Annotated in this window: 23 protein-coding genes and 1 pseudogene; 1 reads left to right on the plus strand and 23 read right to left on the minus strand. The window is 53.5% G+C overall.

The window, feature by feature from the left end; translation table 11 throughout:
- Positions 1–405: 405 nt before the first annotated feature.
- The 10 genes and pseudogenes from B9T62_RS19915 to B9T62_RS19955 all read right to left on the minus strand — a co-directional run bounded on the left by B9T62_RS19915 (position 406) and on the right by B9T62_RS19955 (position 8360).
- Complete coding sequence (locus B9T62_RS19915; protein WP_087916891.1) at positions 406–759, minus strand: hypothetical protein; 354 nt, start codon at positions 757–759, stop codon at positions 406–408.
- A gap of 1094 nt (positions 760–1853) precedes the next feature.
- On the minus strand, positions 1854–2654 hold the full coding sequence (locus B9T62_RS19920; protein WP_087916892.1) for a biotin--[acetyl-CoA-carboxylase] ligase: 801 nt from the start codon (positions 2652–2654) through the stop codon (positions 1854–1856).
- Positions 2641–3945, minus strand: a complete 1305-nt coding sequence (locus B9T62_RS19925) for a CCA tRNA nucleotidyltransferase (RefSeq protein ID WP_245863931.1) — start codon at positions 3943–3945, stop codon at positions 2641–2643. The genes B9T62_RS19920 and B9T62_RS19925 overlap by 14 nt, the downstream gene beginning before the upstream one ends.
- Before the next feature lie 10 nt (positions 3946–3955).
- Positions 3956–5115: pseudogene (gene bshA, locus B9T62_RS19930) on the minus strand (N-acetyl-alpha-D-glucosaminyl L-malate synthase BshA).
- 36 nt (positions 5116–5151) lie between these two features.
- Positions 5152–5457, minus strand: coding sequence for a hypothetical protein (locus tag B9T62_RS39325; protein ID WP_157793935.1), 306 nt, complete (start codon positions 5455–5457; stop codon positions 5152–5154).
- Positions 5458–5462: 5 nt separating this feature from the next.
- On the minus strand, positions 5463–6176 hold the full coding sequence (gene bshB1 / locus B9T62_RS19935; protein ID WP_087916894.1) for a bacillithiol biosynthesis deacetylase BshB1: 714 nt from the start codon (positions 6174–6176) through the stop codon (positions 5463–5465).
- Positions 6173–6595 carry a methylglyoxal synthase gene (mgsA, locus tag B9T62_RS19940; RefSeq protein WP_211296334.1) on the minus strand — a complete coding sequence of 141 codons (423 nt, stop codon included), beginning with the start codon at positions 6593–6595 and terminating at the stop codon, positions 6173–6175. The genes bshB1 and mgsA overlap by 4 nt, the downstream gene beginning before the upstream one ends.
- 17 nt (positions 6596–6612) lie before the next feature.
- Positions 6613–7416 carry a 4-hydroxy-tetrahydrodipicolinate reductase gene (gene dapB / locus B9T62_RS19945; protein WP_087916895.1) on the minus strand — a complete coding sequence of 268 codons (804 nt, stop codon included), beginning with the start codon at positions 7414–7416 and terminating at the stop codon, positions 6613–6615.
- 33 nt (positions 7417–7449) lie between these two features.
- Positions 7450–7971, minus strand: coding sequence for a tetratricopeptide repeat protein (locus B9T62_RS19950; RefSeq protein WP_087916896.1), 522 nt, complete (start codon positions 7969–7971; stop codon positions 7450–7452).
- 59 nt (positions 7972–8030) lie between these two features.
- Positions 8031–8360 (minus strand): nucleotide pyrophosphohydrolase, encoded by a 330-nt coding sequence (locus B9T62_RS19955; RefSeq protein WP_087920335.1) that lies wholly within the window; start codon positions 8358–8360, stop codon positions 8031–8033.
- A gap of 102 nt (positions 8361–8462) precedes the next feature.
- Here B9T62_RS19955 and B9T62_RS19960 point away from each other — a divergent pair, with 102 nt between their 5' ends.
- Positions 8463–9332 (plus strand): YitT family protein, encoded by an 870-nt coding sequence (locus B9T62_RS19960; protein ID WP_087916897.1) that lies wholly within the window; start codon positions 8463–8465, stop codon positions 9330–9332.
- Between the two features lie 121 nt (positions 9333–9453).
- Here the strand turns inward: B9T62_RS19960 and B9T62_RS19965 are convergent, their stop codons facing one another.
- The 13 genes from B9T62_RS19965 to B9T62_RS20025 form a co-directional block, all read right to left on the minus strand.
- Positions 9454–10317: a sporulation protein YpjB gene (locus B9T62_RS19965; RefSeq protein WP_087916898.1), complete on the minus strand. Its 864-nt coding sequence runs from the start codon at positions 10315–10317 to the stop codon at positions 9454–9456.
- A gap of 55 nt (positions 10318–10372) precedes the next feature.
- A complete protein-coding gene (locus tag B9T62_RS19970) occupies positions 10373–11023 on the minus strand; it encodes a DUF1405 domain-containing protein (protein ID WP_087916899.1) in 651 nt (216 codons plus the stop codon).
- Between the two features lie 92 nt (positions 11024–11115).
- The gene (locus B9T62_RS19975) at positions 11116–11997 is read right to left on the minus strand and encodes a menaquinol-cytochrome c reductase cytochrome b/c subunit (protein ID WP_087916900.1); all 882 of its coding nucleotides are present in this window, start codon (positions 11995–11997) and stop codon (positions 11116–11118) included.
- A gap of 31 nt (positions 11998–12028) precedes the next feature.
- Complete coding sequence (qcrB, locus tag B9T62_RS19980) at positions 12029–12700, minus strand: menaquinol-cytochrome c reductase cytochrome b subunit (RefSeq protein WP_087916901.1); 672 nt, start codon at positions 12698–12700, stop codon at positions 12029–12031.
- Positions 12701–12706: 6 nt separating this feature from the next.
- Entirely contained in the window at positions 12707–13264 is a 558-nt protein-coding gene (locus B9T62_RS19985; RefSeq protein ID WP_087916902.1) for a QcrA and Rieske domain-containing protein, read from the minus strand.
- Positions 13265–13515: 251 nt separating this feature from the next.
- Complete coding sequence (locus tag B9T62_RS19990; protein ID WP_087916903.1) at positions 13516–13938, minus strand: DUF2487 family protein; 423 nt, start codon at positions 13936–13938, stop codon at positions 13516–13518.
- A gap of 163 nt (positions 13939–14101) precedes the next feature.
- Positions 14102–14281 (minus strand): IDEAL domain-containing protein, encoded by a 180-nt coding sequence (locus B9T62_RS19995; RefSeq protein ID WP_087916904.1) that lies wholly within the window; start codon positions 14279–14281, stop codon positions 14102–14104.
- 25 nt (positions 14282–14306) lie between these two features.
- Entirely contained in the window at positions 14307–14813 is a 507-nt protein-coding gene (locus tag B9T62_RS20000; RefSeq protein WP_087916905.1) for a gamma carbonic anhydrase family protein, read from the minus strand.
- Between the two features lie 12 nt (positions 14814–14825).
- A complete protein-coding gene (locus tag B9T62_RS20005; protein WP_087916906.1) occupies positions 14826–15914 on the minus strand; it encodes a hypothetical protein in 1089 nt (362 codons plus the stop codon).
- A gap of 89 nt (positions 15915–16003) precedes the next feature.
- Entirely contained in the window at positions 16004–16591 is a 588-nt protein-coding gene (locus B9T62_RS20010) for a histidine phosphatase family protein (protein ID WP_087916907.1), read from the minus strand.
- A 163-nt stretch (positions 16592–16754) separates the two neighbouring features.
- The gene (locus B9T62_RS20015; protein ID WP_087916908.1) at positions 16755–17276 is read right to left on the minus strand and encodes a hypothetical protein; all 522 of its coding nucleotides are present in this window, start codon (positions 17274–17276) and stop codon (positions 16755–16757) included.
- 77 nt (positions 17277–17353) lie between these two features.
- Positions 17354–17941, minus strand: coding sequence for an RNA polymerase sigma factor (locus B9T62_RS20020; protein ID WP_087916909.1), 588 nt, complete (start codon positions 17939–17941; stop codon positions 17354–17356).
- 831 nt (positions 17942–18772) lie between these two features.
- Entirely contained in the window at positions 18773–19867 is a 1095-nt protein-coding gene (locus B9T62_RS20025; protein WP_087916910.1) for a prephenate dehydrogenase, read from the minus strand.
- Positions 19868–19892: the final 25 nt, after the last annotated feature.

The following is a 19892-nucleotide window of genomic DNA, read 5'->3' on the forward strand; positions in this document are numbered from 1 at the left end:
CCAGTTAAATACGCGTAAACGCGCAAACAAAAAAACCTCTTAGCATGTTCCGCTAAAAAGGTCCGAAGGGCAAAAAAGAGTCACTCGCGATCGTCCCTTCTGTCTCGGTCCTTACGGCTCAGAGCAGAATCCAACGTAACCGTCAAACGCAGTTATGATGGTGCATCCCAATAACAAATTCTTGATTATTCCATTTACAGCAAGAGTACAGCTCGACATTCGATACCGCCTCTGCCGCTAGTATACCAAAAAAAATGGAGAAATACACTAAAAAATCGATCCCTCCCAAACCCTCCCTTCCAAGGGAGGGTTTGGGAGGGCTGCACCCTCTGGACACCCGCAAGCTTGGCGAATGAGCCTGGCGGTACTGTGATTAGGTGGGTGGGGTGGAAAGATCGCTTATCCCTACGGGACCGCTTGAACGCCGCGGGGCTGGCCTGCTCTCCCTGACGGGATGCACGGCCGGGGGGGAAGTTCAAAGGCAGGCTGTTCCTTCGGAATGCGCAAGACTCTAAGAGCGAAAGCGGGCTGTTCCTTCGGAATGCGCAAGACCTTAAGGGCGAAAGCGGGCTGCTCCTTCGGAATGCGCAAGACCTTAAGGGCGAAAGCAGGCTGTTCCTTCGGAATGCGCAAGACCTTAAGGGCGAAAGCGGGCTGTTCCTTCGGAATGCGCAAGACCTTAAGGCCGAAAGCGGGCTGTTCCTTCGGAATGCGCAAGACCTTAAGGGCGAAAGCGGGCTGTTCCTCCGGAATGCGCAAGATCTAATCCACAACAAAAGAAAATCATTATTTGCTATACAACAAGAAAAAACGGTTTCGCCATCCTCTGCAAGAGGTGGCATCCGTTTTTTCGAGGAATTAGTATATTTCAACTGAAACCTGTGATAGGAGGCAATTAAGTGCGATTTCAGCCGAAACGTCCATCAGCAGACGAATACGTGCAAATCTGGTTACTGCTTAGGCCCTGGCGAGGATGTAGGGCAGCGACACCGTCAAGAAGCTTCAGAGTAAATTAGATGCGAAACTGCAACTAATTTTTGCTGCAAACCCTGTCAGGGAGCAAATAAGTGCGAAACTGGTTACTACTTAGGTTCTTGCCAGGAATTTAGAGTCTGCCCTGGAACTTTTCGAGTAATTTGATGGGAAACTGGTTACTCCTTAGGGCCAGTCAGGATGTGTAGGGAAATTCTACCGCTAATTGTACGAAAGTTGGGGAATCTCATGAGAGGATAGGGAGTTTCTACCACTAATGACACCCTATGGGCTCCAAAATGCCCTCGATAGACGATTTAGTGGTAACTTTTCCCTATATGCCATAGATTATCGATCATTAGCCCTTAATTAACGGTAGTTTTTCCCCATAGCCACCTATATTTTTCTCTTTCGATGGCGCCAATCTGCTTGGGGAAGGCCCGAGTCCTAAGCAGTAATCGAAACTGCAACTAAATTCAGCTGAAACATCAATGTAGAGTGTTGCATAAGAGCTTTCAGAGAATTAGATGCGAATCTGCATTTAATTTCAGCTGAAATTCCTGTTAGCGGAGAAATAAGTGCGAATCTGCAACTATTTTCAAGGAAAACGTTTGTTTAACGCTCAAAACTCGAAATTAGATGCGTATTCGCACTTATTTGCTCCAAAACAGAAAAAATCGGTGAATTAGGTGCGTTTTCGCACTTAAATCGCTGGCTGGACTAAGGTGGTGTTCAAGAAATCACATCTTGGATGCTCCTATCTTATGGAGACCTAAGCAGCAACCCGTTTCGCAACTAAATGTTCGGCTCCTTAAAGGAGTCCTAAGTAGTAACCGAAACTGCAAGGACATATCGCATACAGGGGTTGTAGCACCCCGCTGTCATATTAGTTCAATCTCACCTGAACACACACTGCTCACCGTTCCATCCGGCCCCTGAAGCAGCAGAAACCCCTGCTCATCCATGCCTACAGCGATTCCTTTTCGTCTGCCCTCAGGGCTGTTTGTCGCAATCTGACGGCCCAGCGTAACCGACATCGCTTCCCAGCGGAGCTGGACCGGAGCGAAGCCACGCTCCAGATACAGCGTGTATAGAGCCTCCAGCTCGGCAAGCACCACACCAGCCAGCACGGAACGGTCCACGGGTCGGCCTCCGCGTTCCAGCAGCAGCGAGGTGCCGACACCACGAAGCTCCTCGGGATAATCGTCTGCGTCCAGATTCACCGCAATGCCAATGCCCGCGATACAGTAGTGCAGCTCGCCCTCATGGAGAGAGGATTCAAGCAGGATGCCGCAGATTTTGCGGCCGCCAGCCAGCAGGTCGTTGGGCCATTTAATCCCGGCCTCCACCCCGCTGACCTTGCGGATTGCAGTGCATACGGCTACCCCGGCCAGCAGTGTCAGCTGGGGGGTCAGCAGCAGCGGCAGCTGCGGCCGGAGCACAACACTCATCCAGATGCCTTTGCCCTTCGGAGAATGCCATTTGCGGCCCATCCGGCCCCTGCCGCCGGTCTGTTCCTCCGCTATAACCGCCGTTCCTTCCGGTGCGCCGCTCTCCGCCAGCTGCTTCGCTTCCTCCTGGGTGGAGAGCACGCTCTCCAGCAGATGCACCTTGCCGCTCCAGCAGGACGCAGCGGTCTCTCTGTCGATTGTCGCCGGAGACAAGGCTTCATAGCTGTTCATGTTCAATCATCCTTTTCGCTTCCTGCAGCAGGGATTGGTTGTCGTTTCGGATGTCGCCGCAGGCGGCCGCATGAAGCAGGCCGCTTAAGATCGCCCCGACCCACGGGCCGGGGCGTCTCTGCAATGCCTGCGCCAGCTCGCCACCGCTCACGGCGAGCTGCGCCAGCGTGGACAGCGGCATCTCCGCTGTCCAGCTCTGCGCCGCCACGCGCAGCGGCGGCGCATCCGGGGCAGCGGCGTCCCGCTCCGCCGCAGGCAGCGCCGCCAGCACGGTCAGCCAGCCTGCGGCGGCTTCCGTGCCATGGCGCAGCACGGCGGCGATCCAGCGCCGCCGCAGGGCCTCTGTGCCGCCGGGTTCCCCGGGCGGCACCTCCAGCAGCGCGGTCCACGCTTCGCGGACGCGCAGCACTCCGGCGACGGCGCTACGCGTCGCCCCCGGGAACGTCCATGCCCGCAGCAATCCGTCGGCCTCCTCGGCCGGGGTGCCCAGGGCATGGAGCAGCAGCGCCCACCGCAGATGGGCGCTCTGCAGTTCCCCGATCCCGGACACCCCGGCGGCGGCTGCCGCCAGGGTGCTTCCGGTCCAGGGGAACGGGGCTTTGCCGCGCGGCAGCAGCCCGCTGCGCGACAGCAGACCCAGGCCGCGCACAGGATGCGGCCCCTCCACGATGCGCTCCAGCTCCGCGCGCACGCGCTCTGCGGCAATATGCGCCAGCAGGTCACGCTGGCGCAGCAGCCCCCGCCACGTGTTCTTGGCGATGGCGAAATCCAGCACTGCCGCGAAGCGCAGGCAGCGCAGCATCCTCAGCGCATCCTCCTCGAAGCGCTCGCGCGCGTCGCCTACGCAGCGGATGCGGCCGAGCTCCAAATCCCGCTCGCCGCCGAACGGGTCTACCAGCAGGCCATCCGGCCCGCAGCAGATCGCATTGATCGTGAAATCGCGGCGGCGCAGATCCTCCGTCACATCAGTAACAAAGCTCACCTGCTCCGGACGGCGATGATCGGCATACCCACTCTCGGTGCGGTAGGTGGTCACCTCAAACCCTTGGCCGTCCTCCAGCACCGTGACCGTACCATGCGCAATCCCGGTGGGAATTACGCGGGGGAACAGCGCAGTCACTTCATCCGGGTGGGCGGAGGTTGTAATATCCATATCATGCACCGGCCTGCCCAGCAGCTCATCGCGAATGCATCCGCCTACCCAATAGGCTTCATGACCGCTGCGAATCAGTCCGGTGATCACCTTCTCTGCTGCCGCCGCCATGGCGGCAGGGGCCATTGTCCATTCCATCCTGTACTCCTTACCCCCGGACGGCATCCATCCGGGTTACCTTGCGACCCAGCACACGGTAATAGATATCTTCATATTGATTGGTAATAACGTCCCTGCTGAAATCATTGCAGGAACGCTCCAGACAGGCTATGCGGAACCGTTCCGCCAGCTGATCGTCCGAGAGGATGCGGATCGCATAGTCCGCCATCGCAGCCGTATCGCCGATCGGAGCCAGGAATCCGGTCTTGCCATGCTGGATCAGCTCGGGAATCCCTCCGGTCTGAGAGCCAACCGTTGGCACACCGCAAGCCATCGCTTCCAGGGCTACCAGACCGAAGCTCTCCTTCTCCGAAGGCAGCAGCAGCAGATCGGCCATCGAGATCACCTGGGCAATCTCGTCCTGCTTGCCGAGGAAGCGCACCTTGTCCTCCAGGCCCATCTCATTGATTTTGGCCTGGATCTTGGGCAGCTCGGGACCTTCACCCACCAGCAGAAGCCGGGAAGGCAGCTCCTTGCTGACCTTCGCAAAAATATCCACCACATCCTGCACCCGCTTCACCGGTCGGAAGTTGGAAATATGCATCAGGATCTTCTCATCCGGGTAGCGAAGTCCCCGCGCAGATTCGATACATCCCGGGGGTAATAGACGCGTTTGTCCACAAAATTGTATGTCAGATCAATATCCCTTGTAATATCAAGCGCTCTCCGCGTCTCGTTGATGAGATCCTGGGAGACTGCAGTCACCGCATCACTCTCATTTATGCCAAGCCGAATCAGGTCTTTGAGCGATTCATCCTGGCCCAGCACCGTAATATCAGTACCATGAAGTGTGGTGACGACCTTCATATCGTTGCCTAGCATTTGCTTAGCAAGGAATGCACACACCGCGTGAGGAACCGCATAATGCACATGAAGCAGATCCAGGTCCTGCATTTTGGCCACCTGGGCCATCTTTGTTGCCAGTGCCAGATCATAAGGGGGATAGCGAAACACATAATAATCGTTGACCTCAACCTCATGGTAGAAAATGTTCTTCTGAAACGTCCCCAGCCGGAATGGGACACTGTGTGTTATAAAATGGACCTCATGGCCCTTTTCGGCCAGCAGCTTGCCCAATTCAGTCGCCACTACACCCGAACCGCCAAGAGACGGATAACAGGTAATGCCTATTTTTAACAACCGATCCATCGCCCTGTCTCCTTCTTTGACTGAATAGTATATAACTTATATTAACCGCGCTGTTCCTGCAGGATCGCCTTTAAGAAGGTAATTACCGCCGTCTTCCAGCCAAATCGTATAATCCAGAGGCTGCCTCCGGCACCATGCAACAGAATAATTTTGGAGTGTTGCTCCTGCCACAGGCAGCCTGTCAATATGAATGTCCCCGCGCTCCCATGCCCACCATTCTTCCGAGGGCAGACGGTCTGCGGTCAGCCGAATCTCTTCGGGGAAAAATCTCTGAACCTTCTGCCAATAGAGTACAGACTCATTATACGATAACTTGGAGCGCCGAGAAGAGGAAGATGACATTCAGCTCACTTCTTCCTGGCAGTACCGGTTACAAACAGATCCACAGTGTGCGGGATCTTGGTTGCAAACGCCTCTGCATACGGAATGAGCCTCCGTTGCCCCAGCAGCATGTCCCTGGCACGGACCCGTTCTATATACCCTTCGTTCAAGGGCGTAGACACTGTATCCTCGCCGTCAATCTTCTGAAACTGTGAAATATAGCAGGACAAAGCCTGCTCCTTAAGCGCGTACTCCCCTGTCACATCGACAAGCAAATCGGTCCGGCCCGTATCATTAATGAAATAAAAATACAGCTGCGGAGCCGGTACCGCTAGCTTGTCCGGCATATATTTGCGCAGCTTGGCATTAAAAACCGCTTCCTCCACCAGCTTGCTGCAGGCCATATGATCCGGGTGACGGTCCTCCCAGTAGGGCGCGAACACAATATCCGGCGCGAAGCGGCGGATCTCTGCCGTCACGGCAGCTATCTGTTCAGGACTTCCATTAAGTCCGCGATCAGGCAGTCCCAGATTGGTACGAACCGCCGCTCCGAGAATATCCGCAGCCTGTTGCGCTTCCTCTTTGCGCCGTTCCACTGTGCCGTTGGAGGACATCTCTGCAGCGGTCAGATCGCATAAACCCACTTTAAGTCCTGCTGCGGTATGTTTGGCAATCGTCCCGGCCATGCCGATCTCGGCATCGTCCGCATGGGCGCCGAAGACCAGAATATCCAGCTTCATTCGTCCACACCCGGCTTGTACTTATGTACCAGGTCGCGCCAGGCGAAATCGCCGCGGTCAATCGCCTTGACGAGAATTTCGGCGGTGGCAATATTGGTGGCTACCGGAATGCCATATACATCGCACAAGCGTAGCAGTGCCGTAATATCCGGTTCATGCGGCTGAGCCATGAGCGGATCACGCAGGAACACAATCAAGTCCAACTCGTCGGTCGCCACCATGGAGCCGATCTGCTGATCCCCGCCCAACGGTCCAGACATATAACGGTGAATCGACAGCTTGGTTGCCTCCATAATCCGAAGTCCGGTCGTGCCGGTGGAATACAGCTGGTGCCCATGGAATACATGCTCATAGGCTGTAACAAAATTAACCATTTCTTCTTTTTTGCGGTCATGTGCAATAAAAGCAATCTTCATCATGTTCTTCGCTCTCCCGTCTACTCTATAAAATGCTCAAAACCATACACCAGGCCGGTGTATTGCATAACCTTCTGAATCCCAATTTTGACCCCAGGCATATATCCTGCACGCTCATAGGAATCATGGCGGATCTTCAAGCTCTGGCCGTAGCCGCCAAAAATAACTTCCTCCTGGGCAAAGATACCAGGCAGACGCACACTGTGAATGCGGAAGCCATTGTAATAACCGCCCCGCGCGCCTTCAATGGTTTCTTCTTCCTTCGGGTTGCCTTGGCGCAGCTCGCTGCGCATCTCCGAAATCATCTCCGCGGTCTTGATTGCGGTTCCCGAAGGGGCATCCAGCTTCTGGTCGCCATGATATTCGATAATCTCCAGATGAGGGAAATACTTCGAAGCCTGAGCTGCAAATTTCATCATTAGAATAGCCCCAATCGAGAAGTTAGGCGCGATTAGCCCGCCGATTCCCCGTTCCTGGCATTGCTTGTCCAACTCGCTGATCTGCTCCGGCGTAAAACCAGTAGTCCCGATGACAGGGCGCACCCCGTATTTGATAGCCAGTACCGTATTATCGTAAACCGATTGCGGAGTGGTGAAATCAACCAGGACATCGCCATCGCCTGAAGCGAGGGCAGCCTCCAGATCTGCGGTAACCGCAATCCCGGCTTCTTCGAGGCCAACAAGCCGGCCGGCATCCATATCCTTGGCAGAACGGTCTATGGCTGCCACCAGCTCCAGCTCTTGATCTTCAAGAACCAGCTTCACAACTTCTTTGCCCATTCTTCCGCCTGCACCGGACACAATAACCCTGATTCTTTTACTCATTTGAATTCAGCCTCGCTTTCACTGGTTGTGTAGTTACTGCATGTAGTTTTGCAATGATTTCTGGAGTTCCTTCATTAACTGGTGCAGTCCAGAATCGTCCGGATGCAGGGACATCACCTCTTTAAGCACAGAGATGGCTTCCAGATGCTCATTCAGGCGGCTATGCGCGATTGCCAGCCAGACATAGGCATCTCCATATAAAGGGTCAAGCGATATCGCTTCTTTCAATAGAGTAACCGGATGATACGGATTGCGCCCGCCTTCCGCTTCGTCCTCCAGCAGCCGCTTCGCCGCCTGCACCAGCATTAGCGCCTGAAGATGCTGCAGATGCAGCTTATATTCAGGTTTGGTTCCATCCAGCTTCACTGCCGCGCGGGCATGAAGTGCCGCTTTATCCAGCATGCCGCTACGGGCATAGGTAATGGAGCAGCGGTATCTGACCTCGGCGTCGCCCGGACTGGCGGCAATGGCTGCCTCGAAGCAGACAATGGCCTCGGCGAAGTCACTGCGCAGGATTGACCGGTAAGCTTCTTTTACATAATCCTTCTCATTCATATACACACCATCCTCACGGCTAAAACCCGTTCGTTTGGTACAGCATATGATATAGAAGCCTAATCTGTGTCTTTCTTCGTCCAACGCTCGGCGTCCCTGGTGCCAAACTTATGCATCACCTTGTTATGCGCTTCCGTCAGGTCAATGCCAAGCGAATTGGCAAAACAAATGGTGATAAACAGAATATCGCCCAGTTCAAGCTCAATGGAATTGTCGGCTTCATCCGCTTTCTTCGGCTTCTCGCCGAACTGGTGGTTGACTTCACGCGCCAGCTCCCCGACTTCCTCGGACATGCGGGCCATCATGGACAGCGGACTGAAATATCCTTCCTTGAACTGCGATATATAAGCATCTACTTCGCGCTGAATGTCACTAAGGCTTTTATCCATAAAATGTTTGTTCGCCCCCTGCAAGTTCTTGCCTTCTGTTTGCCCCTATGTTATCGTAAAGACGTTTTGAAGACAAATCTTTTTTGAATTTGAGGGATTTCTATGAATTCATCCAAAATGATATCCATTGGCAAAAGCGCTGCCCCCATTATGCTCGGCACCGCAGTATACGCGTTTGGGTTGCTGTATTTCATTATTCCCAACCAACTAATGGAAGGCGGAGTAACCGGGATTACGCTGCTGCTTAATTATGCGCTTAACATTCCTGTCTTCCTGACCACCCTGCTGCTGAATCTGCCGCTCTTCTGGCTGGGCTGGAAGGTGCTTGGCGCTGGGCAGATTGCTTATACTGGCATAGGGATCGGCAGTCTGACCTTTTTTCTCTGGCTGTTCGAGCGGATGATCGCTGCCGGCTGGATCGTGCCTTTTACCACGGAGCATGATTTCATCCTGGCTGCTCTTTATGCCGGAGTCACGCTGGGACTGGGGTTGGGTATCGTCTTCCGCTTCGGGGGAACCACCGGAGGGGTCGATATTGTCGCCCGCATCCTGGGCCGGAAATTTGGCTGGAGCATGGGCCAGATTATTCTGGCTGTCGACGTCATTATTATCGGTGCATCGCTGTTTTATATCCCCAGGGAGAAAATATTGTATACACTCGTTGCCGTATTTATTGCCTCACGGGTAATCGACTTTATCCAGGAGGGGGCTTATGCCGCCAAAGCCTTTACGATTATCAGCGACGCCTCTCCGCAGATTGCCGACCTGATCACGGCCGAGATGGACCGGGGCGTGACGCTTATCCCAGCCATCGGCGCTTATTCCAAACAAGCCAAGCATATGGTCTATTGTGTCGTATCCCGTTCGGAGATCCGCCGGCTCAGCCTGCTGGTCAAATCGATCGATCCCCAGGCCTTCGTCATTATCAGTGACGTACATGACGTGCATGGTGAAGGCTTCCGGCAGACCTGAGGGCTGCCTTTCGCATTAGTAAACTACATAACTCCCGATAACGCAAAAAGAGTGCGACTGATCATCAGCCTGCACCCTTTTCTGCATTCGCCCCTAGCGAAGCAGCGGTTATGCCGCCTGTCTATACCGTCTTCCATTCTGAGTTCTCACCACGGTATTTGCGGAAGCCCGTGTACACCAGCGCGCTTATAATGAAGCCTGCCGCCAGCAGCCCCCAGATTCCATAGGACTGCGGAGAGAGCGGCAGCGACAGGGCCGGCTCATCCTTTTCCTTGCCGAACATGACCCTCGCCGCCTCCTGGCCGTACGAGACAATCTCCAGCAGCCGGGTCCGGTCCGGCTTATGGGCGGCAGCCGGAACTCCGGCAGCATAGGAGAGCCAGGTATCGAAGGCGCTTACCACCTCGGGTTTGCTCGAAATAATCACTGCAGGCCGGATATTGTCATATCGGCTCTGCAGCCGTTCCAGCGCCGCCTTCCAGCCCTCCTGATCACCCGCTGCCGCGCTCTGCTCCATCTTGCCCAGATCCTCACGCACCAGCTTGTAATATTGCTGCCACATCGGCTGCCCCGGATGATTCAGGCTGTTGGCCGCCAGCCGCAGCTTAGCTGCAGCCGCCTCCGAGCGCTCCTTGGAGAACTGGACGCTGGCCACCTCAGCCTTCAGATCCATAATTACGGCTGACAACGCATGAATGCCCTCCACAGACGTCATTCCCTCGAACGAGGAAGAGACGACAATCTGTGAGATCTTGTCGCTCTCCTGCCTGATCTTGGCCAGGTCGCCTGCCAGCACATAATCATACAGTGCTTCAGCCGCCTGCTCCAAGCGCTGAGCCCCGCTGCTGCCTCCGATCACCGCCGGTTCACTTCCGGAAGCTGCGGCTTCTGCATCTTGCGAAACAGAGGCCGCAGCATGGCCCGTACCGGCCAGCAGCCAGAGAAGCAGCAGCCCCATCCACCAATAAGTTCTCCTGCCCGGCATGAGACATCCCCTCCTACCTTAAATCTATGGCGGGGGGACAAGGGATAGAACCTGCCTAAGGCCTGCTGCTCCGGTAAGGCAGCCGCGAATGAACCGGCTTGTATCTGCCGCTGAACACCCAGGCCAGCCCGGTGCTGAAGGCTGTAAGTAGAAGAGTCAAATATTGCACCTGTACCACGTCGTCATCCAGCACACCGGGCAGCCAAGGATAGACGCCGAAGGAGTAATCGATAAAATCATTGGCTAAGGTCCAGAACAGGGCCAGCGGCAGCATTCTGCGGTAAGCGAAGAAACGTGCGTACAGCAACGCCTCGACCGCCATCCCCGTATGGGAGACGACCAGCATCCAATCCTTCCAGTTCAGCACATCTCCCTGGGCAGCGCCGGCAAAAATAATACCCACCGCCCAGATCCCGTATTTGACAGAGGTGAGCACAGCCAGCGCTTCGACCAGCTCACGGATCACCGTTCCTGCAATACTCTTCGGCGGATAGAGCAGCAGCAGCAGCGCCAGAGTAAAGAACAGGCTTGCCGTTGGACTATCCGGAACAAAAGGCAGCAGCCAGAGCGGAGAGCTGGCCGCCGTTGCCTCCATCTGATCGCCGTACCATATATAGCCATAGATGGTGCCGAGGAGATTGACGATAAACAACAGCCAAATGATTCCCCGGTTTTTAAACAGTTTCTCAAACCAATGAACTGCCATTTCTTAATTTTGACCTCCCGAATTTGCAGGCTTGTCCTGCGCACAGGCAAAAACCTGACCGCAGGCACGATCAGGTTTGCGTTAACATCATTTTACTGTTGACTTTTTTGTTTGGCAAGCCAGCCTGCAAGACTGTCGATGTCCTGCTCTGTGAGACCCGCGCCCAGGGCCGTCTCCTGCATAGGGGGCATCTGTCCCTGCCCCTCTTTAATTATAGTAAGAATGGCCGCCTTGTCATGGGTATCACCCACACCGCGCAGCGAAGGAGCACCTCCGGCTCCTTTCATATCGGCAGCATGGCAGGCGATGCAGGTCGCCTGCTTGAACAGTGCCATCGCCGGATCATCCTTATCAACAATGGCAATTTCTTTGGTCTGTATAGCACTGGTAGTGGGCAAACCCTTGGCACGTTTCTCCGCCGCCTGCTCCTCACGCTGCACATCCTCCGGAATCTGGTTGGTCTCGGCCATTTCATGCTTGTATTCCGTCCAGGCAGTGTTGGTCAGATACACAATGGCCGCCAGTGACAGGAACATCAGCGAGGAGGCAATGGGCCTGCGGTAGAAGCGGCGTTCTTTGCCCGTATCGAGGAAGGGGGCAAGCAGCAGCGCTCCGAAAGCGACACCGGTTACGCCAAGTGTGCCGAGCACGATATAATCACCAGAAGCATACGGGAGCTTCAGGTATTGGTAGAGAAACAGAAAATACCAGTCCGGAATAGGAATGACCGTGGCACTGGGATTAGCCGGGAATCCGAGCGGAGCCGCTTCGGAAATCGTCAGCACCAGGATTCCAACCAGCACAACTACACCGACCATCCACTCTTTTAATAGAAAGTTGGGGATAAAAGCCTCCGATTTGCCGGGATACGCCGAATAATCGGGCGGTGAGATAAAGCCGCTGCCCCGGCGGACCCTGGAGTCCCCGACATAGACGATTTTTTCCTTGGAGTTATCTCCCTTTCCATGCGCCATCCGATTTCCTCCTCCTTCGCCTGAGCCCTGTTTAGAGCGGCCCCGATATTCCCTGCTTGCGGATCATCACAAAGTGTCCAACCAGCAGAATCAGCAGCACCGCAGGCAGGAAAAACACATGCAGCGCAAAAAACCGGGTCAACGTCTGCGCACCCACGATACCGCCGCCCTGCATCAGCTCCTTCAGCACCGGTCCCATCACCGGCACGGAGTTGGCAATTTCCAGCGTAACCTTGGTGGCGAAATAGGCCTTGTTGTCCCACGGCAGCAGATATCCGGTCAGGCCAAGACCCAGCATAACGAAAAAGATCAGCATACCCACTACCCAGTTCATCTCGCGCGGCGCCTTGTAGGAGCCGGTGAAGAACACCCGCATCGTATGCAGGAACATCATCACAATGACCAGGCTGGCGCCCCAGTGATGCATACCGCGCACTATTTTGCCGGAGGCTACCTTGGTCTGCAGATATTCCACGCTGGCATACGCATTGATAATATCCGGCACATAATACATGGTCAGGAACATGCCCGACAGAATCTGAATAACGGTGATGAAGAAGGTGAGGCCGCCAAAGCAATACACAAAAGCTGAGAAGTGATGGGCAGGGTTGACATGCTCCGGGACCTCATGGTCGGCAACATCTCTCCAGATCGGCGTAATGTCCAGACGTTCATCAATCCAGTTGTAGACATTCTTAAACATCGGAATCTACGCCTCCTTCCTGGCTACTGTGTTGGGAATAATATCGCCCAGCAGTACCCAGCCATTTTCAATTTTCGTTTTGTACTGGTCAAGCGGCTTCGGCGACACAATCAGATTCTTGCCCAGCTTGGTATACCTGGCTCCGTGGCAGGGACAATGGTATTCATCAGGATAAGCCTTATTATTATTCCAGCCAACGGTGCATCCGAGGTGTTTGCAGATCGGTGAAAGCGCATAAATATCTCCATTCGCCTCTTTGCGGATCCATGCGGTCAGCGTTGCTGTACTGGCATACCATCCGTCTTGCTGGTGCAGCTCAAAGGTAAACTCCTGCGGCTCTTCGGTAATTTGGCCGGCCTCCGCTACCTTGATAAATTCACCGGCGCCTTTTTTATGTAGAATCGGGTCCACGGCGAAATGGATCATCGGTAGAAGAGCACCCATACCCATGAAGGCTGAAGCTCCCCCGAGTGTGTACGTTAGGAATTGGCGGCGCGACATCTCATTACGGCTGGGCGGCTGGGCTTCAGACCCAAGCTCATGTGGCTCATTTTGGCTGCTCATACTGCAAATAACCCCCTCAATCAAGATACAAGATCAGATACAAGATAAAGGAAACAATCTTAATAATGACCAGTCAGAGATGAAGCGGCATTTCCATAACATCCAAGTGTGAGTCAACCCACACGACACTTCAATTAATCTAATCATAGCTTAGCTGTCACAAAACCGTCAAGAATATTGTCTAAATTGTGACAGACTAAAATGAGCGACAATCAATAAATTGTTGCTTTTTCGTCACATTCACCACCGTTTCAGCTCTGCCACATCTCTTGGATCCGGCGGCCGATTTCCAGATTCAATTCACTTTTTGTAACATGATCAAATGCAGTCAGGCTAAGGACTAAATCGCTTTCATAAATATCTGTTGTAGAGAGGGGAATATCCGCACTGGCCATCACAGCGTACTGGAAGTAACTGGATTTGACTTTCCGGCAAATATCATTAATATATTCGCTTCCCGCGGTCCCTGCTCGGTATTGCACTGCCGGATACACAACGATTCGTCCTCTGTATGGCCGTTCAATTCGATCCAGGAAATCTCGCAGTCGCTCCAGCGCTTCAATGGTGTCTACAGGATCTTCTGCTCCACTAAGTCCGGTTACCGGAATAAGACAGGTATCGTAATACCTGCCATTCTCTTCCCAGCTCTGCCTGTCAAAATCACTAAATTTCATTTGAGACCTCCCCCTTTTTACTAGCTTGCAGTTATGATAACTCCAATTATAACGCAAAGAAGCTCCCCCGTAAGCCTTACAGCTCGCGGGTCCCCACACGCAAAGAAAACAGGAAGCCCCTATAGGTCCTCCTGCCTTGTTCAACCACTACAAACCGCATTCTTTAGGCTAAACTCTTCAGTTCTTCTGTATATTTCCGGAAAGCCGACTCATCTCCGGCAGCCAGCGCCGTGTCGATCTCCCGGTACAAGATGTCAGTGCGGCGCTTCCGTAGCGCCTCATCCCACACCATTTCTGCCGCAAGTCCTAGCATCACTTCATAGGTAGCTTTCATTTTGTCCATTCGATACACCTCCGCTGATTACTGTTTAAGAGATTCCGAACTCTTGGGCCTTGATAACATAACTTTCAGTAGTACGTGCCATCCGCAACAGGTCCTTGTCGGTCAATTCCCGGACCACTTTAGCCGGTGAACCCAGAGAAAGTGTATACGGGGGGATGATGGCGTTCTCGGTTATAAGCGCTCCGGCTCCTATTAAAGCATATTCACCAATCTCTGCACCGTTCAGAACAATGGCCCCCATTCCAACTAATGTGCCTTTGCCTATCCTGCAGCCATGGATAATGGCGGAATGGCCGATGGTAATATCATCCTCCAGCACAAGCGGCAGTCCTTCTGCCACATGGCCCACTGCGACATCCTGAATATTGCAGCGTTCCCCAATGATTACAGGTGCCAGGTCTCCCCGGAGTACGGCATTAAACCAGATACTCGAGTGCCGGCCCATTCTGACATCACCCACCAGCTTCGCTCCTTGCGCCACGTAGACGCCATCGGCAATCTGCGGTATGTAATCCCCATAAGCGATCTGCATGCTTCCCCTCCCTTACTGCTGAAGCTGCTTCGGCACAGCTGCACCCATTCCCCAAGGTGTCATTTGGATGACCGGCCCTTCCGGGCTTTCACCCCAGCGGATCATTCCCAGGTGCAGCATCATCCGCAGAATACGACCTTCCAGAATTGCAGCTGCATCATCGTAATAAAAAGGTTTAATCAGCCAGCTGATTCCCTCCACAATGGAGGATACGCTCACCCAATCGCCTGCACTGAGGCTTATCCAATAGACAAGCGATGGCAGATTGGGAATAGCACCTTTATACAGTCTTAACCAAAATAAGAACAACTGTACCATCGTTTCTGTTTTACCCGCATTAAGCAGCCCTTCTCCTGCCGCAGACAGACGCAGCCGGAAGCTTTCTTCTGTGAGCCAGCGCCGGTGGCGGGCATAATCGAACAGCAGGGACAGACGTGGCGGGTAATGCTCTCCGGCCCTCCCGTATCCGAATCTCCAGCCGCCTTTACCCAGCAGTTCCTCCGGGATATGCACAGCATTCATCAGCGCCTGCTGATAACGTTTGTACAATGCGCCTTCTTGATTAAGCTCCGGCTCATTGTCCTTGATATAACGCAGCAGCAGCAGCAGATCCCCTGCCAACAGATCCCCTTCACTGCGGTAAACTGCAGGTTCTCCGCTTACCGTTACCCGGCCCTTAATATGTTCGCCCATCATTTGGCGGAAACGTTCCTTCAGATCACTGGGGACCTGGAACAGATACCTCGTCTGCTGGGTGTTGCCGCTGAAGAGCCAGCCCGCGCTTTTGAACCGTGCGACCATCTCTCGGACTCCCCCAGACTTGCCGTCAGGAGTATCGAAGGAGGCCTGCCTCGCTGCTGCCAGCAGATCTTCAAGACTGAAGTAACTGCGTTCATCAAACAACAAGGTGTTCAGGAAGCGCAAATCTGCCGGAGAATTGTCGCGGATGTGGCTTTCCATGAAATCCCTGCTGCCGAGCCTAATCAGAATGCTTTGAATCAGATCATGTTTGGAGTTTCGCTTGCAATCGCACTGGTAGCGACCCGCTATGGCAGTCAGCTGACCAATATCCGCATAAGTGAGCATATCCGCCAAGTTCATCTTTCATCGCCTCGCCGTTTTACTACCATTATGGGATTTACAGCCTATTTTATTCCCTTACGCGCAAAAAAAATAACCCGTAGCACGGGTTACAGCTGATTCTGGAGGATATGACTCGTACAGTTGTAGAGCAGCGGGTTCCAGTCTTGCTCCTGCTTCTCCAATATAGTCAGCGACAAATTACCCAGCCGCTCGGAATACTTGTCCTTGTACAAAGCAATGTAGAGCTGTGCCAAAAAGCCCCCATGGGAGATGACCAGCACATTCCGATCCGGATGCTGCGCGGCAATATCCTCCATAAAAGCAAGCGCGCGCACCTGCAGCTGTTCATCAGTCTCCTGTCCCAGGGACAGCTGATTCCATTCCTTGCCCCACTTTAGTTCACGTTCGGCGGCGGTTAGTCCCTCCACCTGTCCATAAGCGCGTTCACGAATCCGGTGATCAGGCTCCAGCAGCGGAATACCCAGCTTGGCCGCAATAATCTGCCCGGTCTCCGCAGCACGCGACAAGCTGCTCGTCACGCAATAGTCCCAGTGGTAAGGCTCCTGAAGCAGCCGCTCTCCCAACAGCTCAGCCTGCTTGCGCCCTTCATTGTTCAACGGAATATCGCTCTGACCCTGTATTCTTCCGGCGGCATTCCAGTCCGTCAAACCATGGCGTATCAAGCCAATCAACACACCTCATCATCCTTCCTCGCAAGTATTTGCTTCTTAATGTACCACGGATGTAAGCAAAAGTCTTCTTTTGCCCCATTCCGGGTGCTGATTCTAGCGGTTAAGCGGGTAATCAAAAAAAGTCCTCTCTGTCATACACAGAAGGGACTCCCATATCAATCCTCAATTATTGTCTACGGTAACGGTTCAGCCGGGTTAGGGTGAACACGGACAAGCCTACGCCCAGCATGGATAACATCATCCAATACTGGGGATGGGTCGGACCCATGCTTACAACCAGGGGTTCAATAATGCCGCCCTCGGAAGCCATCTCAGGGAAGGAAGACTGCCATTCCAGCGAAGTGCCGGCAACGCCAGTTTCAACTATACCGGTTAGAACTGCAACAGGCTCGGTTGATGGTCTAAACATTGTAAAATATAAGAAGCTGGATAAAAATACGGCAAGAAAACAAGCAATCCACATACTTATCCGGCGGCGCACGATGGCAGAAGTCCCCGGAGACTTTCCGTCTCCCGGCATCAGCCATGGGCTTTCAAGGTAGATTCGTTCCATAACCTTCAGGTTGATGGCTTCAGCCCGCTCATCGCTAATCTCTACCTTCATATCATGAATAAGCTGGGTGCTCTCCTGCCACAGCGCCCATTCGGCGGCGCAATATGGACAGTTCGCTGCATGTCTTTCCAGCAATATCCTTCTGGGATGTGTGGGGGGAGCGTCCCACAAGAGCGGAAAACTATCCTGTGCTTCCCTGCAGTTCATAGGCCTTACACCCTCTCAGCCTGCTCATCAAATTCAGGCTCATAGAAATAGGATTCGAGCTGAAGCTTCACACTGCTCCGGGCACGGAACAATAGCGATTTCACGGAGCTTACACTCTGATCCAAAATTACGGCAATTTCCTGATAATCCATCTGGTCATACTCGCGGAGAATCAGCGCCGAACGTTGCTTCTCGGGAAGGCTGTTGATCGCCTCACGGACCAGATTCATCCGTTCCTTGCGCAGCGCAGCCTGTTCAGGGGCAACATCCAGCGGAGCAACCGGGGTATAGCCGCTCTCTTCGAGCGACACATTGCCAGCACGGTTCTTGCGCAGTTCGCTCAGCACGGTATTGCGAGCTATGGTGTACAGCCAAGTAGAGAAAGAAGCATCCACTTCCCGGAAGGAATGAAGGCTGCGGAATGCCTTATAGAAGGTTTCCGAGCATAGGTCTTCAGCGATCAGCTCCATGTGAGAGTTCTTCAGCATGTGATAAACAAATGCCAGAATCTTTCTTTGGTACCTGCGCATTAACTCCGAGTATAACTCTGTATCGCCTTGCTTAATTAGTTGGATCAACTGGGAATCCGTCATGGTGAGATTGGCCCTCCTCGCCCTTGCACGTCTACTCCCGTCCGGTCCGTACTTCTTAATACCGGTTAGGGCTTGAAAAGTTGCGGTGTTACTGCAAATTTGTAGCTTTTTTCGAAATACATCTATGTATATTCAAATACCCAATAATTATTGCAATCTAATCTTTGGAAAATAAAAAGAAATGTCAAATGTTAGTCGAATCTATAAACATAGCTAATCTATTGTATCACAGATTCTTACAGGATGACATTCATAGACAGGCCTGCTAGAGAAAATCGCCAAGAGAGTTAATATGAGGTCGAAAAAAGCAGGAAAACAACAAGAAGACACAACTTGATCGTCCTCTGTTAGAGGCGGTATGCGTTAACAGAACCTCGCAGCGGATCACAAAAAATTAAAAAGCATCCCTTGCTCCGAATTTAATTTAAATAAACAGTTGACAGAATGAAAACGTATACATATAATAAAAGTACAGTATGGTTTCTCTCCACTCCTATCCAAACACTGTACGGTTCCAATTTATTGTGAACTGTAGCCGCTTACTTTGTAAGCGGTCTTTTTTTGTCTTTTTTCGGTTTGTGGAGCGTCGTGATGCCAATGGAGTTCGTGCTTAACGTTGAAGGACGACTGCCAGGAGGGCGGTTACGTACTGGGGGCAATAAACGGAGTTCCCGGCTAACGGACCGAGGAGCCTCTATTTGTCCGTTTTCGCATGATTTGACTAACTTACGGACTCAGGAGCCTAGTTCGTTACGGAGCAAGGTGAAGCACAAGGCGTACGGATCAGCAGCAAAACAGGACCCGGGCAGCCGCCCGGGTCCTGTTTTGCTTTTATACATATACCGTGTAATCATTATGCTGCAGCAGCAGCTTGGCCTGCTCCATATCATGCTCCTGACGGAAGGACAGCCGCATAATGCCAGGCACATCCTCACGACTCTCGATGATCTGCACGTTGCTGAGGTTGATGCCCTGATCGCCCAACTGGGTCGTAATGCGCCCGATGATACCCGGATGATCCGGCACATCGATATGAAGGTCGAACAGCGGCATGATCATGCCCTTGCGCCGCTCCGGCAGCTGGCTGCGGAAGTCATTCGCATCGCCGAATGCTTGCTGGATGCCCTTGCCATCCTCCTGCTCCAGCATGTCGATGAAGGATGCTACCTCTTCATTCCAATCCTTCAGCAGACGCAGCATCACGGAACGGTTACCCAGCAGAATATCGCGCCAGATCACCGGGTCACTGGAAGCAATCCGCGTAATGTCGCGGAAGCCCCCGGCAGCCAGCGTGCTGTACAATGAATCGGTATCATCATAAGCAGAGATTTGGTTGACCAAGGCCACCGCGATAATATGCGGCAGATGGCTGATTGCCCCAACAATCTCGTCATGACGCTCAGGGTCCAGGCGCACAATCTGCGCCCGGGTATGTAGAAGCAGAGTCTCCAGCGCATGGTAGGCTTCCTCCGGCACTCCTGGCGGAGGGGTCAGCACGTAATACGCATTCTCGAACAGCAGCGAGGACGCGGCCTCCACGCCTGAGCGCTCAGAGCCGGCCATCGGATGACCGCCGATAAAATGTACGCCCGGCAGCTCAAGCGAAACCGCACAAGCAGCGATGCTGGCTTTGGTGCTGCCAACATCCGTGATGATGCAGCCGGGCTTCAGCGGCAGCTGGCTGAGCTGCTGCAGATAACCCTCCAGCATGCCGACAGGCACGCACAAAAAGATATAATCGGCATCCAGTGCCGCTTCCTCCACAGAAAGCGTAGCACTGTCGACCACGCCTCTGCTGACATATTTCATTGCGGATTCAGGACGGTGGGCATGGCCAACCACGGTTAACCCTTCCTTGCCCTTGAAGCACAGGGCCAAAGAGCCTCCGATCAGGCCAACACCAAAGATCGCTATTTTTGTCGTCATGTTCTTCGAACTACCTGCCTTCTAT

Source organism: Paenibacillus donghaensis, assembly GCF_002192415.1.
Lineage (GTDB): Bacteria > Bacillota > Bacilli > Paenibacillales > Paenibacillaceae > Paenibacillus_AQ > Paenibacillus_AQ donghaensis.